The following is a 14055-nucleotide window of genomic DNA, read 5'->3' as shown; positions in this document are numbered from 1 at the left end:
GAGGGCCGTTCGTAAGGGTCGCGATCAGCCCAGGGAGGAGGAGAGGGCGTCTCGCTGGTGTCGCAATCGGTCCAGGGAGGAGGAGAGGACCTTTCGCAATCGTCTGGATCCGTTCGGATCCGGGTCTTAAAGGCGGCGCCCCAGGGAGGAGGAGGGGGGCGCCGCCATTGACAGGGGCCTCAGGGAGGAGGAGAGAGGCCCCTGAACTCGAATTCTCAGTCGCGCATGCCGTAAACGGCGCGCAGTGCTTCGGCACGGATGCCGCAGCGTGCAATGCCCAGATCGGCCAGCGTGCGGTTGTCGAGTGCGCGCAGCTCGTTCAGGGTCTTGCGATACACGCGGTAATCCGCGAAACGCTGCATCATGTGATGCAGGGCCGAGGCCAGTTCGAGGCCCAGTCCGGTTTCAGCGGCGCGTGTGTAGTTGGCGAACGTCATTTCAGGTTTCCGTTATCATCATGTGCACCGGTCGGTGCGTGTCTGTGTTGATACCAAAATACGTCGATGCTGCGCGTGCACAATCCCCCATTGGCTCAATGCTGCTATGCAGCAAATGCATAAGCTGTATTGACCTAACTTTGGGCGTCAGGTTCATTTTTTGGGCGTTATGTGGAGGCGCCCTTGTCTGTGGTTGGGAATCTGCCACCTATTGCATCATGAAGACGGGAGTATGGGCATGGCGAATACGCGGGACATCATTCTGAGGCAGCTCGAGCGGTTGGAGTTGCCGGATGGTGGCAATATCGTGTCGCGCGACATGGTGCGGGCGCTGACCGTCGAGGGGGATCAGGTGCGATTCGTGATCGAGGCGCCGACGCCGGATATCGCCCGTCAGATGGAGCCCTTGCGCGCCGCGGCCGAGCGCGCCGCCCTGTCGGTGCCGGGGATCGCGCGGGCCAGTGTCGCGCTGACGGCCCATGCGGGAGAAGCCAAGGCGCCCGGCGGTGGCCCGGCGCCCAGTCTGAAGATCGGCGGGCATCCCAAGGGCGGGCAGGAGTCGGTGCGGCCGGCGCAGGTGCGTTCGATCCTCGCGGTCGCGTCGGGCAAGGGGGGCGTGGGCAAATCCACGGTTTCGTCCAACCTGGCGGTGGCGCTGGCCCGGCAGGGGCGGCGCGTGGGGCTGCTGGATGCCGATATTCACGGGCCGAGCCAGCCGCGCATGATGGGAGTGAGCCAGCGCCCGGCCAGCCCGGATGGCAAGATGATCGAGCCGTTGCACGCACATGGCGTCACCATGATGTCGATCGGCTTGATGCTGGAGGCGGACAAGGCGGTGATCTGGCGCGGTCCGATGCTGATGGGGGCGCTGCAGCAGATGATGTCGCAGGTGCAATGGGGCGAGTTGGATGTGCTGATCGTCGATCTGCCGCCCGGCACCGGGGATGTGCAGCTCACGCTGTGCCAGCGCGCGGCGCCGACCGGCGCGCTGGTGGTATCGACGCCGCAGGATGTGGCGCTGATCGATGCGCGCAAGGCGATGGATATGTTCCGGACGCTCAAGACGCCGATCCTCGGGCTGATCGAGAACATGTCGAGCTTCCATTGCCCGGAATGCGGACATGAGGCGCATATCTTCGGCCATGGGGGTGTGGGAGCCGAGGCCGAGAAGCTGGGCCTGCCGCTGTTGGCGGCGCTGCCCATCGACCTCGAGACGCGGCTGGCGGGCGATGCGGGGGTTCCCGTGGCGGCAGGCGATGGGCCGATGGCCGAGGCCTATGCCCGGCTGGCGGAGCGGCTGGTGCAGGGGGGGATGGCCTGAGTCTGGGCCTGAATCTGGGCCTGAGGCTGGGGCCTGAGCGCGGGGCGCGCGTGTCAGCTTTCGTCAGGGGGGGCCACGGCCACCAGACCCAGTTTGCGCGCCGCGGCGAGGGACAGGATACCTGAATCCAGACCTTCGGGTTTCTGATAGGCGCGGATGGCGGCGCGGGTGCGGGCGTCCATCTCGCCGGTGATCGGGCCGCGATAGAGGTTGCGAACCTTGAGCGCGCGTTGCAGCGAGGCGATGAAATCCGGTGTCTGCTCGGTGGCGCAGGGGGTCTGGAACCATGTCGCCTTGCGTTCGCGCAGAATGGCCTGCCGGGTTTCGGTCTTGAAGATCGCGGGCTGGGTGACGGTGCCGTCGGCCCTGATCTCGGCGGGTTGCAGCATGACCTGTTCGGTGACCGTTTCGACGATTGCGGGGGTGACCTGCTTGCCCCAGCAGGTGCCGGGCGGGGCGCCGGGGGGCGCCTCTTGCAAGGTTTGGACGATGTCGGGTTCGCGCAGGGCGGCGGTGGTCTGACATCCGGCCACAAAACCGGCGGCCAGAAGAAACGCAAAAGAACGGACTGTCATTGCTCGGGCCTCGGGGGCGTTGTTTTGCACGGAGTGTATCGCCTTTCGCCGCAAAGCTGAAACACAGTTTTGCAGGGGGCTGTGCCGCGATCGGCCCGGAGTGGCAAGATCAGCGCAGGGACGGGTCCAGCAGGCGGTCGAGCAGGGGTGAGATATCCTCGATCTTTTCGGCCACCACATGCACCACGCCGGATTGGCGCTGCACCCGGCCGGTGACCCGCAAGAGCCGCCCCGAGATCACCGCGCGGCGGAACTGTTCGTAGAGCGTTCGCCAGACCACGACATTGACCACGCCGGTTTCATCCTCGAGCGTGAGAAAGATCACCCCCTTGGCGGTGCCGGGTCGCTGACGCAGGATCACCAGCCCGGCCACCGCGACACGCGCGCCTTCGGGCGGTTCGGACAGACGGGCGGCGACAAGGCAGGCCGGAGGGCGGGGCCATGTCGCACGGGCGGTGGCGGGGGATGCCGAAGGCGAAGAGAAGACCTGCATGAGAACAAAGATAGAACATATGGATTTTGTCGCAACTCTTTTTGACAGGGGTCGCAAATGGGGCTGGTCTGACCTAGATGGCTTGGCTAGGAAACGGAACGTCCGTCACGTCAAGGGAGAGCAAGAGTTCATGGCGAAGATCACTTATATCGAGCATAACGGGACCGAGCACGTGGTCGAAGTGGCCAACGGCCTGACCGTGATGGAAGGTGCGCGCGACAACAACATTCCCGGCATCGAGGCCGATTGCGGCGGTGCCTGCGCCTGTTCGACCTGCCATGTCTATGTCGATCCGGCTTGGGTCGAGAAGCTGCCCGCCAAGGACGACATGGAAGAGGACATGCTGGATTTCGCCTATCAGCCCGATCCGGCACGCTCGCGGCTGACCTGCCAGCTCAAGGTCACGGATGCCCTTGACGGGCTTGTGGTCCAGATGCCCGAAAAGCAGATCTGACAATGCGGCGGGCGGGGGCATGGATCGCATGTGCCGCCGCCTGTCTTGCCGGGGCGCTGCACGCTGAGGAGCCTTGGGTCTCGTCAGAAGGCCAGGGCATCAACGCGGCCCGGTTCGAGGTGCCCGACGACAGCTATCCGCACCGGATCATGGGCGCGATTCCCGAGCGCCGGGTTCTGGCGGTGCGCGATGCGCAGGGCCGGGAGATCCGGCTCGATCTGCGCGAGGGGCCGGAGCCGGATCATGTGTTCGAGGATATCGCGCCACGCGTCGTGGATGCGGATGGAGACGGGCGGCTGGATGTGGTTCTGGTCGAGGCCGATCCGCGCCTTGGCGCGCAGCTTGCGGTCTACAGCCTGCGGCAAGGGCGGCTGGTCAAGGCCGCCGCCACGCCGCATATCGGCACAAGGTTTCGCTGGCTTGCCCCAGCGGCGATTGCCGATCTCAACGGCGATGGGGTGATCGACATCGCCTATGTCGAGACGCCGCATCTGGGCAAGACGCTGCGGGTCTGGAGTTGGGCGCCGGGCGGTCTGACCGAGATCGCGCGTCTGAGCGGCGTCACCAATCACCGCATCGGCGACGAGGTGATCTGGGGCGGTTTGCGCGATTGCGGGCAGGGGCCGGAAATCGTGGTGGCGGATGCCGGGTTTCAGCGCGTGCTGTCGGTGGCGTTCGAGGGGCGCCAGTTGGTGGCACGGTCCTTGGGGACAAGGGCCGATGCGGCGGGGTTCGATCGGGCGATGGCCTGCCGCTGAGGGCCGACCGAGGTCAGAGGCCCTGAGCGGCGTCCGTTATTAGGACAGAGCGCGCCAGCCGATATCGCGGCGGCAGAAGCCTTCGGGCCAGTCGATCCGGTCGACCATCATATAGGCGCGGTCGCGGGCCTGTTGCAGGGAGGCGCCGCGCGCGGTGACGTTCAGCACCCGTCCGCCCGAGGCCACGATCCGTCCATCGGCCATTGCGGTTCCCGCGTGAAAGACCATGTGGAAGCTGTCTTCTGTAGTGTCGTCCAGCCCGTTGATTGCACTGCCTTTTTCATAAGATCCGGGATAGCCCTTGGCGGCCATCACCACCGTGAGCGCGTGATCTGTGGCCCAGTTGACCTGAGCCTCGGCCAGACGCCCTTCGGCGGCGGCTTGCATAAGATCGAGCGCCTGTGCGCCAAGGCGCATCATCAGCACCTGACATTCCGGGTCACCGAAGCGCACATTGTATTCCACCAGCCGGGGCTGGCCGTTCTGGATCATCAGGCCGGCATAGAGCACGCCCTGATAGGGCGTGCCGCGCCGGGCCATTTCGCGCAAGGTGGGGCGTATGATACGCTCCATCGCCAGATCGGCCACCGCATCGGTCAGGACGGGGGCCGGGGAATAGGCGCCCATGCCGCCGGTATTGGGGCCGGTATCACCGTCGCCGACGCGCTTGTGATCCTGTGCCGTGCCGATGGGCAGGGCATTCTCACCGTCGCAGAGCACGAAGAAGCTGGCTTCTTCGCCTGTCATGAATTCTTCGATCACCACTTCGGCGCCTGCGTCGCCGAATTCTCCGCCGAACATGTCGTCGATCGCGGCCATCGCCTGTGCTTCGGTTTCAGCGACGATCACGCCCTTGCCGGCGGCCAGCCCGTCGGCCTTGACCACGATGGGCGCGCCCTGTGCCGTCACGTAAGCGCGCGCAGAGGCCGCGTCGGTGAAATGGCCATAGGCTGCGGTGGGGGCGCCCGCCGCGTCGCAGATCGACTTGGTGAAGTGCTTGGAGGCTTCAAGCTGGGCTGCGGCTTGCGAGGGGCCGAAAACCAACAGGCCCGCATCGCGCAAACGGTCGCTGACGCCAGCGGCCAAGGGCGCCTCGGGGCCGACGATCACGAAGTCGATGGCGTTTTCGTCGCAGAAATTCACCACCGCCGCGCCGTTCAGGATATCGAGGCTGGCGCATTCGGCGATCTGGGCGATGCCGGCATTGCCGGGGGCCACGATCAGCTTGTCGCATTTGGGGTTCTGCATGACCGCCCACGCGATGCTGTGCTCGCGGCCGCCCCCGCCGAGGATCAGGATGTTCATGGCGCCGCTCTCCTGCTTGGCCTTGGATCATGGGCGTTCTAAGGTGGTGCGAGAGCAGACACAAGGCGCACGCATGTCCGACCTGATCGACGACCCCATGGAGGGCGAAAACGCCCCGGAATTCTCGGTTTCCGAGATTTCGGGGGCTGTGAAACGGGTGATCGAGGGCGAATTCGCCCATATTCGCGTCAAGGGCGAGGTGGGCCGCGTGAGCCGACCACGCTCGGGGCATGTGTATCTGGACCTCAAGGATGACCGCTCCGTATTGGCGGGGGTGATCTGGAAAGGGGTGGCCAGCCGCCTTTCGGTGCAGCCTGAAGAGGGGATGGAGGTGGTGGCCACGGGCCGTTTGACCACGTTCCCCGGGCAATCGCGCTATCAGATCGTGATCGAGGATATCAAGCCGGCGGGCATGGGCGCGCTGATGGCGATGTTGGAAAAGCGCAAGACGCAGCTGGCTGCCGAGGGGCTCTTTGCGCCCGAGCGCAAGCGGCCTCTGCCGTATCTGCCCGAGGTGATCGGGGTTGTGACCTCGCCATCCGGCGCGGTGATCCGCGATATCCTGCATCGACTGCGCGACCGGTTTCCGCGCAAGGTGCTGATCTGGCCGGTGGCGGTGCAGGGCGAGAAATGCGCGCCCGAGGTGACCCGCGCGATTCAAGGCTTCAACCGGCTCAGCCCGGGCGGTGCGTTGCCCCGGCCCGATCTGCTGATCGTCGCGCGGGGTGGGGGCAGTATCGAGGACCTGTGGGGTTTCAACGAGGAATCAGTGGTGCGGGCAGCGGCGGCCAGCGAGATTCCCCTGATTTCGGCGGTGGGCCACGAGACCGACACGACATTGATCGATTTTGCCGCCGATCAGCGTGCCCCGACGCCCACGGCGGCAGCGGAACTGGCGGTGCCTGTGCGGATGGACCTGTTGGCATGGGTGGACAAGCAAGAGGCGCGGATGACCCATGCGTTGACCTCGGGGGTGACGGCACGGGGGCAGCGGTTGCGCGATCTTGCGCGGGCCTTACCACGGCCCGAGCGTCTGCTGGATACACCGCGCCAGCGGCTTGATGCATGGTCCGACAGGTTGCCTGCGGCGCTCACGCGCACGGTGCAGGCGCGCAGGGTCAGGCTCTTCGAGGCATCGGGTGCGCTGCGACCGGGTACGCTGCAATCGCGGCTGTCATCGCGGCGCGAGATGTTCCTGTCATGGGAGGCACGGCTGGCCCCGGCGCTGCAACGCATGGTGGACCGCAAACGCGAGACGCTTGACCGCAGACTGGACCGGTTGAGCCTGCGGCCCATCGAGCGCGATATCGCGCGCAAGTCCGAGCAGCTGGACCGGGTGGCGCGCCGGTTGTCGGATGCCGGGGACCGGCAGCTGCGCGGCTGGCGGGAGCGGGTCAACACGATGGACCGGCTGCGCGAGACACTGGGCTACAAGGCGACCTTGCAGCGGGGTTACGCGGTGGTGCGCGGCGATGGCGAGGTGGTGACGACCCGCGCTGCCGCCCTTGGCGCGCAGGCGCTGGAGATCGAGTTTGCAGATGGTCGGATGCCGGTGGGAGGTGCGCCAGATGACGGGGCCGCACAGGACCGGACGCTTGCCGAAAAGCCGGTTAAAAAGCCCGGCAAGCGCCCCTCGGACCCGCCTGATCAGGGTAGTCTGTTCTGACTGTGGAGAACGGTTTGCTGCGTCGGTATTTGCTGTGCGAGCCATAAACTGCTGTGGATGACTTCCCGGAGCAGGTTGATTTTCTGAAAGCCCGAATGGCGCCACAATGCCCTGCTCAGACGCCGATTTCGGGGCCGGGGCAGATCAGCGGGTCGCGGCTTTGCTCGACCTCGTAAAGCTCGGTGGCGGACGGGTCGTTTTCGAATCGCGCGATCAGGCCGGACACGGATTGCCGAAAGCTCCAGCATTGCGGGTCGGGGTTGGTGTCGTAGACGAAGCAGATCAGCCCGTTGTCTTCGTACCAGCGGCCTTCCTGACATTCGCCGTCCAGAAAGGACCAGATCACGCGGCGGTCATCGAGATATTCCTCGGCACCATAAGGCACGCCATTATTGCCGTAATAGAAGGTCTTGCCGCTTGTGTAGGCGTCGAATTCCTCTGCGGTCATGGCAGGATCGGCCCGCAGGGCGGGGGCCAAAAGCAAAAGGCACAGGGTCCACATCACGCGACGCATGGCCGTATAGTGACAGATGGGGCCTGTTGCGACCAGTGGCGAGCGATCACATGTCCGGGACCGCCGCATTTTACCCACGCTCAACGTTTCCGGTGGTGCAGATGTCGCTTTTGGTCACGCGCGGGGGGATGGTGATATGTATCTGTCGGGCGGAACGCAGACAGGGAACACGCGCATGGCACTGGATGAACGCAAGGGCGTCTGGAAATCGGGCAAGGGCAAGGGCCGTCACACGCCGAAGGGCCGCCAGCTCGAGGATCAACCATGGCAGGAGGTGCAGGACCTGCTTGGCGCCGCGCCGCGCCGCCGAGATCTGCTGATCGAGTATCTGCATCTCATTCAGGATCGTTTCGGTCATCTGTCCGCCGCGCATCTGCGGGCACTGGCCGAAGAGTTGCGCATCGCGCAGGCCGAAGTCTATGAGGTGGCGACGTTCTATGCGCATTTCGACGTGGTCAAGGAAGGCGAGACACCGCCGCCCGCGCTGACCATCCGGGTGTGCGATTCGCTGAGTTGCGAACTGGCGGGCGCACAGCAGTTGAAAAAGGCGCTGGAGGACGGTTTGGACCCGGCGAAAGTGCGGGTTCTGCGCGCGCCCTGCATGGGGCGGTGCGATACTGCGCCGGTGTTGGAGATCGGTCATAACCATATCGATCACGCCACCCTCGAAAAGGTCGAAGCGGCGATCGCCGCTGACGATACCCATGCGCATGTGCCGCAGTACGAAACCTATGATGCCTATGCGAAGGCGGGCGGCTATCAGGTGCTGGCGCGGCTGCGCGAGGGCGGCGATTTCGAGACGGTGCAGCAGGACTTGCTGGATGCCGGTTTGCGCGGGCTTGGCGGTGCAGGCTTTCCGTCGGGGCGCAAATGGGGCTTCGTGCGGGCGGAGAAAGGCCCGCGCTATCTGGCGGTGAATGGCGATGAGGGCGAGCCGGGCACCTTTAAGGATCGCTTTTACCTTGAGCGGCAACCGCATGTTTTCCTTGAGGGAATGCTGATCGCGGCATGGGCCGTCGAGGCCGAGACCTGCTTTATTTACATGCGCGACGAATACCCCGCCGTGCTGGAGATCCTGCGCCGTGAGATCGCCGCATTGGAAACTGCCGGTGTCGTGGCACCTGGCTATATCGATCTGCGCCGGGGGGCCGGGGCCTATATCTGCGGTGAAGAAAGCGCGATGATCGAATCGATCGAGGGCAAGCGCGGCCTGCCGCGTCATCGTCCACCCTTTGTGGCGCAGGTGGGCATCTTCGATCGCCCGACGCTGGTGAACAATGTCGAGACGCTTTACTGGGTCACGCGCGTTCTGCGCGAGGGCAAAGAGATCCTGTCGGATGTCGAACGCAACGGGCGCAAGGGGTTGCGGTCCTATTCGGTGTCGGGGCGCGTCAACAAGCCGGGTGTGCATCTGCTGCCTGCGGGATCGACGATCACCGATATCATCGAGGCGGCGGGCGGCATGCTTGAGGGGCACAGCTTCAAGGCCTATCAGCCGGGCGGGCCGTCCTCGGGGCTGTTACCGGCGTCGATGAACGATATTCCGCTGGATTTCGACACGCTGCAGCCGCATGGCACTTTCATCGGGTCGGCGGCGGTCGTGGTGCTGTCGGACCGCGATTCCGCCAAGGCGGCGGCGCTGAACATGCTGCGGTTCTTCGAGGATGAAAGCTGCGGGCAGTGCACGCCGTGCCGGGTTGGTTGCGAGAAGGCGGTCAAGCTGATGCAGGCCGACAGGTGGGACCAGCCGCTGCTGGAAGAGCTGTGTCAGGCGATGGGCGATGCGTCGATCTGCGGGTTGGGACAGGCGGCGCCGAACCCGATTCGACTGACGATGAAGCATTTCCCCGACGAGATCTGACGGACGCCTGCATCTTCCAAATCCCGAAGATCCGCATTAGGTGAGGATTGAGACGGTATCGGAGGCCGCATGGCGTTTTTCACGAAGCTCAAGGAACGGCTGTTCAAATCCTCCTCGAAAATCGAGGACGGTCTGGATGCGATCATGGAGGATGGCGTCGAGGAAGAGGTGCTGGCCGCACCCGAGCCACGCCCGGAGACACGCCCGGAGCCGGAGCCGCGGCGCGAGCCCGTTCCCGAGCCTGAGCCGGAACCAACGCTGGAACCAGCGCCCGATCCGGAACCCAGCCCCGAGGAAATCCCTGAGCCGCCCTCGGAAGCGCCTGCCGAACCGCCCCTGGAATGGCCCGACCAAACCCCGCCCGAAGCGCCGGTGCGCGCGCCCGATCCGGCGCCTGCGCCGACACCGCAGGAAATCCCCGTCGATGATGTGACCAGCCCGGCGCAAGACAGTGCCAAGCCGGGACTTCTGGGGCGTCTTTTGGGTCGCAAGGAGGGCAAGACCGTTGTGCGGCGCGTGCTGGATGACGACATGCTCGAGCAGCTCGAAGAGCTGTTGATCTCGGCGGATATGGGGGTGGATACGGCGCTGCGCGTGACCGCCAACATGGCCGAGGGCCGCATGGGGCGCAAACTTTCCGGTCAGGAAATCAAGGAGTTGCTGGCGCAGGAAATTACCCGGATCATGGAGCCGGTCGCCCGGCCCATGCCGATCTATCCCAAGACCCCTCAGGTCGTGCTGGTGGTGGGCGTGAACGGATCGGGCAAGACCACGACAATCGGCAAGCTGGCCAGCCAGTTCAAGGCGGCGGGCAAGAGCGTGGTGATCGCTGCCGGTGACACGTTCCGCGCGGCGGCTGTGGAGCAGTTGCAGATCTGGGGCGAGAGGGCCGGTGTGCCGGTGCTGACCGCGCCCGAAGGGTCTGATCCGGCCAGTCTGGCGTTCGACGCGATGGAAAAGGCGCAGGCCGATGGCGCGGACCTTCTGATGATCGACACGGCGGGGCGATTGCAGAACCGGGCCGACCTGATGGAAGAACTGGCCAAGATCGTCCGGGTCATTCGAAAGAAAGATCCCGGTGCGCCGCATAACACACTGCTGGTGCTCGATGCCACCACGGGCCAGAACGCGCTGAGCCAGGTCGAGACGTTCCAGAAACTGGCCGATGTGTCGGGGCTGGTGATGACCAAGCTCGACGGCACGGCCAAGGGCGGGGTTCTGGTGGCGCTGGCCGACAAGTTCGGGCTGCCGATCCATGCCATCGGCGTGGGCGAGCAGATCGACGATCTGGCCCCGTTCGACCCTGAGGATTTCGCAGCGGCCCTGACCGGGCTTGAGCGCGGCTGAGCCCCGGTCGGGAGCGCGGCCTGCCTTAGGCCCGCCCCCATGCCTGTGGCACAGTGCCATGCCCGTATGCCATTGATTGCACCGGGGGCTGTGATAGGTGAAAGACCAGCGCATCGCCAGATCGATGCACGCGTTTCGGCCCGAGACCTCAGGGGGAGGGCAGACACGCTTTGGACGGTGACCGGAGAGGCCGATATGAGCGAGCAGAAGATCAATCCGTTGGTGAAGACCGGCCTTGAACTGGGACCGATCATCGCGTTTTTCGCAGCGTATCTGATGCTCAAGGACCGGGTTTTTACCTTTGGCGGCACCGAATATGACGGCTTTATCGTGGTCACCGCCGGGTTCATTCCGGTTTTCCTGCTGGCGATGGGGATACTTTGGTGGCTGACCGGGCATCTGTCGCGGATGCAGGTGGTCACGGCGGTGCTGATCATCGTGTTCGGCGGCATGAGCGTCTGGTTCAACGATCCGCGGTTCTTCAAGATGAAGCCTACGATCATTTATCTGATCTTCGCCGGGGTTCTTGGGGCGGGCCTGCTGCGGGGGCAGTCATGGCTGCAATATGTGATGGACGGCATGATGCCGCTGACCCATGAGGGTTGGATGATCCTTACCCGCCGTCTGGCGGCGTTCTTCTTTGGTCTTGCGATCTTGAATGAACTTGTCTGGCGCCTGATGAGCGAAGAGACATGGGTTTACTTCAAGACATTCGGCCTCACGGCGGCGATCTTCGTGTTCTTCATGGCGCAAGGTAAGCTCTTTCGCGAGCATGGTACTCAGGACGAGGAAAGCTGAGTTTGTATCCCGTCGTGGCGTGTTACACGGCACGGGTCAAGCTGGCCTTGAGGATCTCCCTGCAGGCGCATTACGATTGATCCACTCATGGCCGCGAGCGGGTCTCGAGGCTTGGAAACAAGGGGTGCGTCGCGCGGGTCAGGCCGGTATAGACCCGGATCGTGGGGGCCAAGAGCCGTGACCAGCGATGATCGGGCCGATCGGGCAGCTTGGCGCGAAGTTGTGCCAGAGGCAGCGATCCGGGGTGGCGCAAGAGCGCATGATAGAGGTCGAAAACGCCCGGTCTCAGATAGGACGACCAATGGCATATCGACGCTGCGGGTGGGGCAATGTCGAACCCTGCCCTCGCCAGCACATCCAGTGACCCGGCATGGTCAAGCTGCACCGTAACCACCCGTGGCTGGTCCGGCAGGCCTGCACCGATGCACCTGTCGCCCGCGCGTGGCGCTGCAATGAGCCGTTCCAGCAGGAAATCAAAGAGGTCGTTTTCCCGACTGGTGATGTTGAACACTTCTGCGGTGCGCCCTGCTCCGGTGTTCAGGCACCGCACGGCTTGGCCTGTATATTCCGCACCGCACAGCAGGATCACGCGGCCTACGCTGTTTTCGGGCAGGCGCCTCAGCGCTGACAGGATCACCCGCGCGCCCAGTGAATGCGCCATCAGATGCACCGGGCGACCGGGAGCAAGGCTGTGGATATCCTCGATCAGGGACGCGAGGGACGCACTCGCGGCAGTGGCCTGCCGGTAGGCCTGCCAGATCGTGCCGCGTCCGGACCAGCCAAATGCTATGCCGACACCTTCGCCGGGCAGATCTGCGCCAAATCCCAACTTACGGGGCCAGCTTATCCGTTTGCGCAGGTGCGGGCGGGGGGATAGCGACAGGATATGCTCGTGGGGACAGTCATCGCCGTGACCGGGGGCGAACTTGTAGCCATGCGTCATGATGATGACCGGGCCGCTATCTGCTGCAAGCGCCTTGGCGAGCGCAGGGCGCACTGCAGTGTCGGTCTTGTGCAGGCGTGGACCTGAGGGGCCAGAGTTGATGTGCAGAAAGGGCATGCCGACGAGCCACCACTACATGTTGTGGTTTTGGGCTACCGCATGCATACAAAGGTTTTTTGACGGCCATGCGAAAGCTGGATGACGGTGTTGACGGATCACGCGACCGGGTCTAAAGCGACGCCGTGGCGATTTGTTACCGGATTGCGGGCCACGTAAAACAACTCCGCTAAAGAGGTCAGGATGAAGGAGCCCCCTTTCGCTTGACCGCGACGGGGGTTTTTTTGTTTGGGCCAAGCGCCCTGGAGGACGAAGATGAGTGATGATTGGAACATGCGGACGAAACTGGTGCATGGCGGGACGCGCCGCAGCCAGTATGGCGAAGTCAGCGAGGCGATCTTTCTGACGCAGGGGTTCGTTTATGACAGTGCCGAAGCCGCCGAGGCCCGGTTCCTGCAGGCGGGGCCGGATGAATTCATCTATGGGCGCTATGGCAATCCGACCGTCGCGATGTTCGAGGACAGGATCGCCGGCTTGGAAGGGGCCGAGGATGCCTTTGCCACCGCCAGCGGCATGGCGGCGGTCAGCGGCGCGCTGACCTCGATGCTGCGGGCGGGCGATCACGTGGTGGCCGCACGCGCGCTGTTCGGGTCGTGCCTTTATGTGCTGGACGAGGTGCTGACGCGCTTCGGGGTCGAGGTGACTTTCATTGACGGCACCGATCTGGACGCGTGGCGCGCAGCGGTGCGCAGCGATACCCGCGCGGTGTTCTTTGAAAGCATCGCCAATCCAACGCTCGAAGTGGTGGATATCGCGGCGGTGGCGGATATCGCCCATGCGGTCGGCGCTACGGTCGTCGTGGACAATGTCTTTGCCACGCCGGTGTTTTCCCGTGCGATCGAGCAGGGGGCCGATGTGGTGATCTATTCGGCGACCAAGCATATCGATGGGCAGGGGCGCGCGCTTGGCGGTGTGATCCTCGGGACGCGCGAGTTCATCCGTGGCACGGTTGAGCCGTACATGAAGCATACCGGCGGCTCGATGTCCCCGTTCAATGCCTGGGTGATGCTCAAGGGGCTCGAGACGATCAGCCTGCGGGTCAATGCGCAGGCCCAGACCGCGCTGGCGCTGACCGATGCGCTGCAGGGTCGGCCTGAATTGTCGCGGGTGATCTATCCGGGTCATGCCAGCCATGCGCAGCATGATCTGGTCCTGCGGCAGATGGGCAAGGGTGGTACGGTGGTGGCGCTGGAGCTGGCAGGCGGGCAGGCGGCGGCGTTCCGGTTTCTCAATGCGCTGAGGATCGTGGTGATCTCGAACAATCTGGGCGATGCCAAATCCATCGCCACCCATCCTGCAACAACCACGCATCAACGCTTGCCGGCGGATCAAAAGGTCCTGCTGGGCATCACGCCGGGGCTGGTGCGGCTGTCGGTGGGTATCGAAGATCCCGAGGATCTGATTGCGGATATCTCTCGGGCTTTGACCATTGCGGGCGAAAAACAATGATCCGTCCTGTCGCTTCC

At 64.3% G+C, this 14055-nt stretch carries 14 protein-coding genes and 1 riboswitch; of the genes, 8 read left to right on the top strand and 6 right to left on the bottom strand.

Annotation, left to right across the window (positions count from 1 at the left end):
• Positions 1 to 215: 215 nt before the first annotated feature.
• Positions 216 to 437 carry a DUF1127 domain-containing protein gene (locus F3H35_RS09480; RefSeq protein ID WP_149779377.1) on the bottom strand — a complete coding sequence of 74 codons (222 nt, stop codon included), beginning with the start codon at positions 435 to 437 and terminating at the stop codon, positions 216 to 218.
• Between the two features lie 238 nt (positions 438 to 675).
• Here F3H35_RS09480 and F3H35_RS09475 point away from each other — a divergent pair, with 238 nt between their 5' ends.
• A complete protein-coding gene (locus F3H35_RS09475) occupies positions 676 to 1758 on the top strand; it encodes an Mrp/NBP35 family ATP-binding protein (RefSeq protein WP_149779376.1) in 1083 nt (360 codons plus the stop codon).
• Between the two features lie 53 nt (positions 1759 to 1811).
• Here the strand turns inward: F3H35_RS09475 and F3H35_RS09470 are convergent, their stop codons facing one another.
• On the bottom strand, positions 1812 to 2333 hold the full coding sequence (locus F3H35_RS09470; protein ID WP_149779375.1) for a peptidoglycan-binding domain-containing protein: 522 nt from the start codon (positions 2331 to 2333) through the stop codon (positions 1812 to 1814).
• A gap of 109 nt (positions 2334 to 2442) precedes the next feature.
• The gene (locus tag F3H35_RS09465; protein WP_149779374.1) at positions 2443 to 2826 is read right to left on the bottom strand and encodes an OB-fold nucleic acid binding domain-containing protein; all 384 of its coding nucleotides are present in this window, start codon (positions 2824 to 2826) and stop codon (positions 2443 to 2445) included.
• 130 nt (positions 2827 to 2956) lie between these two features.
• Between F3H35_RS09465 and F3H35_RS09460 the strand changes: the two genes are divergently transcribed.
• Together F3H35_RS09460 and F3H35_RS09455 are read left to right on the top strand one after the other, a co-directional pair.
• The gene (locus F3H35_RS09460; protein ID WP_007814605.1) at positions 2957 to 3280 is read left to right on the top strand and encodes a 2Fe-2S iron-sulfur cluster-binding protein; all 324 of its coding nucleotides are present in this window, start codon (positions 2957 to 2959) and stop codon (positions 3278 to 3280) included.
• A gap of 2 nt (positions 3281 to 3282) precedes the next feature.
• Positions 3283 to 4038, top strand: a complete 756-nt coding sequence (locus F3H35_RS09455; RefSeq protein WP_149779373.1) for an FG-GAP repeat domain-containing protein — start codon at positions 3283 to 3285, stop codon at positions 4036 to 4038.
• Positions 4039 to 4077: 39 nt separating this feature from the next.
• Here F3H35_RS09455 and purD read toward each other — a convergent pair whose 3' ends face one another.
• Entirely contained in the window at positions 4078 to 5343 is a 1266-nt protein-coding gene (gene purD / locus F3H35_RS09450) for a phosphoribosylamine--glycine ligase (protein ID WP_149779372.1), read from the bottom strand.
• A gap of 73 nt (positions 5344 to 5416) precedes the next feature.
• On the opposite strand from purD, the gene xseA reads away from it, so the two are divergent.
• Entirely contained in the window at positions 5417 to 7009 is a 1593-nt protein-coding gene (gene xseA, locus F3H35_RS09445) for an exodeoxyribonuclease VII large subunit (protein ID WP_149779371.1), read from the top strand.
• Positions 7010 to 7124: 115 nt separating this feature from the next.
• Here the strand turns inward: xseA and F3H35_RS09440 are convergent, their stop codons facing one another.
• A complete protein-coding gene (locus tag F3H35_RS09440) occupies positions 7125 to 7523 on the bottom strand; it encodes a hypothetical protein (RefSeq protein WP_149779370.1) in 399 nt (132 codons plus the stop codon).
• A 175-nt stretch (positions 7524 to 7698) separates the two neighbouring features.
• On the opposite strand from F3H35_RS09440, the gene F3H35_RS09435 reads away from it, so the two are divergent.
• The 3 genes from F3H35_RS09435 to F3H35_RS09425 all read left to right on the top strand — a co-directional run bounded on the left by F3H35_RS09435 (position 7699) and on the right by F3H35_RS09425 (position 11529).
• Positions 7699 to 9384 carry an NAD(P)H-dependent oxidoreductase subunit E gene (locus F3H35_RS09435; protein ID WP_149779369.1) on the top strand — a complete coding sequence of 562 codons (1686 nt, stop codon included), beginning with the start codon at positions 7699 to 7701 and terminating at the stop codon, positions 9382 to 9384.
• 69 nt (positions 9385 to 9453) lie between these two features.
• The gene (ftsY, locus tag F3H35_RS09430; protein ID WP_149779368.1) at positions 9454 to 10731 is read left to right on the top strand and encodes a signal recognition particle-docking protein FtsY; all 1278 of its coding nucleotides are present in this window, start codon (positions 9454 to 9456) and stop codon (positions 10729 to 10731) included.
• A gap of 195 nt (positions 10732 to 10926) precedes the next feature.
• Positions 10927 to 11529, top strand: a complete 603-nt coding sequence (locus F3H35_RS09425; protein WP_149779367.1) for an inner membrane-spanning protein YciB — start codon at positions 10927 to 10929, stop codon at positions 11527 to 11529.
• An 85-nt stretch (positions 11530 to 11614) separates the two neighbouring features.
• Here the strand turns inward: F3H35_RS09425 and F3H35_RS09420 are convergent, their stop codons facing one another.
• On the bottom strand, positions 11615 to 12589 hold the full coding sequence (locus F3H35_RS09420) for an alpha/beta hydrolase (RefSeq protein WP_149779366.1): 975 nt from the start codon (positions 12587 to 12589) through the stop codon (positions 11615 to 11617).
• Positions 12590 to 12704: 115 nt separating this feature from the next.
• Positions 12705 to 12783: riboswitch (SAM riboswitch) on the top strand.
• A 61-nt stretch (positions 12784 to 12844) separates the two neighbouring features.
• Here F3H35_RS09420 and metZ point away from each other — a divergent pair.
• A complete protein-coding gene (metZ, locus tag F3H35_RS09415; protein ID WP_149779365.1) occupies positions 12845 to 14038 on the top strand; it encodes an O-succinylhomoserine sulfhydrylase in 1194 nt (397 codons plus the stop codon).
• The last annotated feature ends 17 nt before the right edge of the window (positions 14039 to 14055 follow it).

The sequence above is a fragment of the Roseovarius litoreus genome, from assembly GCF_900142765.1.
Classification (GTDB): domain Bacteria; phylum Pseudomonadota; class Alphaproteobacteria; order Rhodobacterales; family Rhodobacteraceae; genus Roseovarius; species Roseovarius litoreus.
Note: the sequence above shows the minus strand (reverse complement) of the source record. Positions and strands in the feature narration are given on the sequence as shown.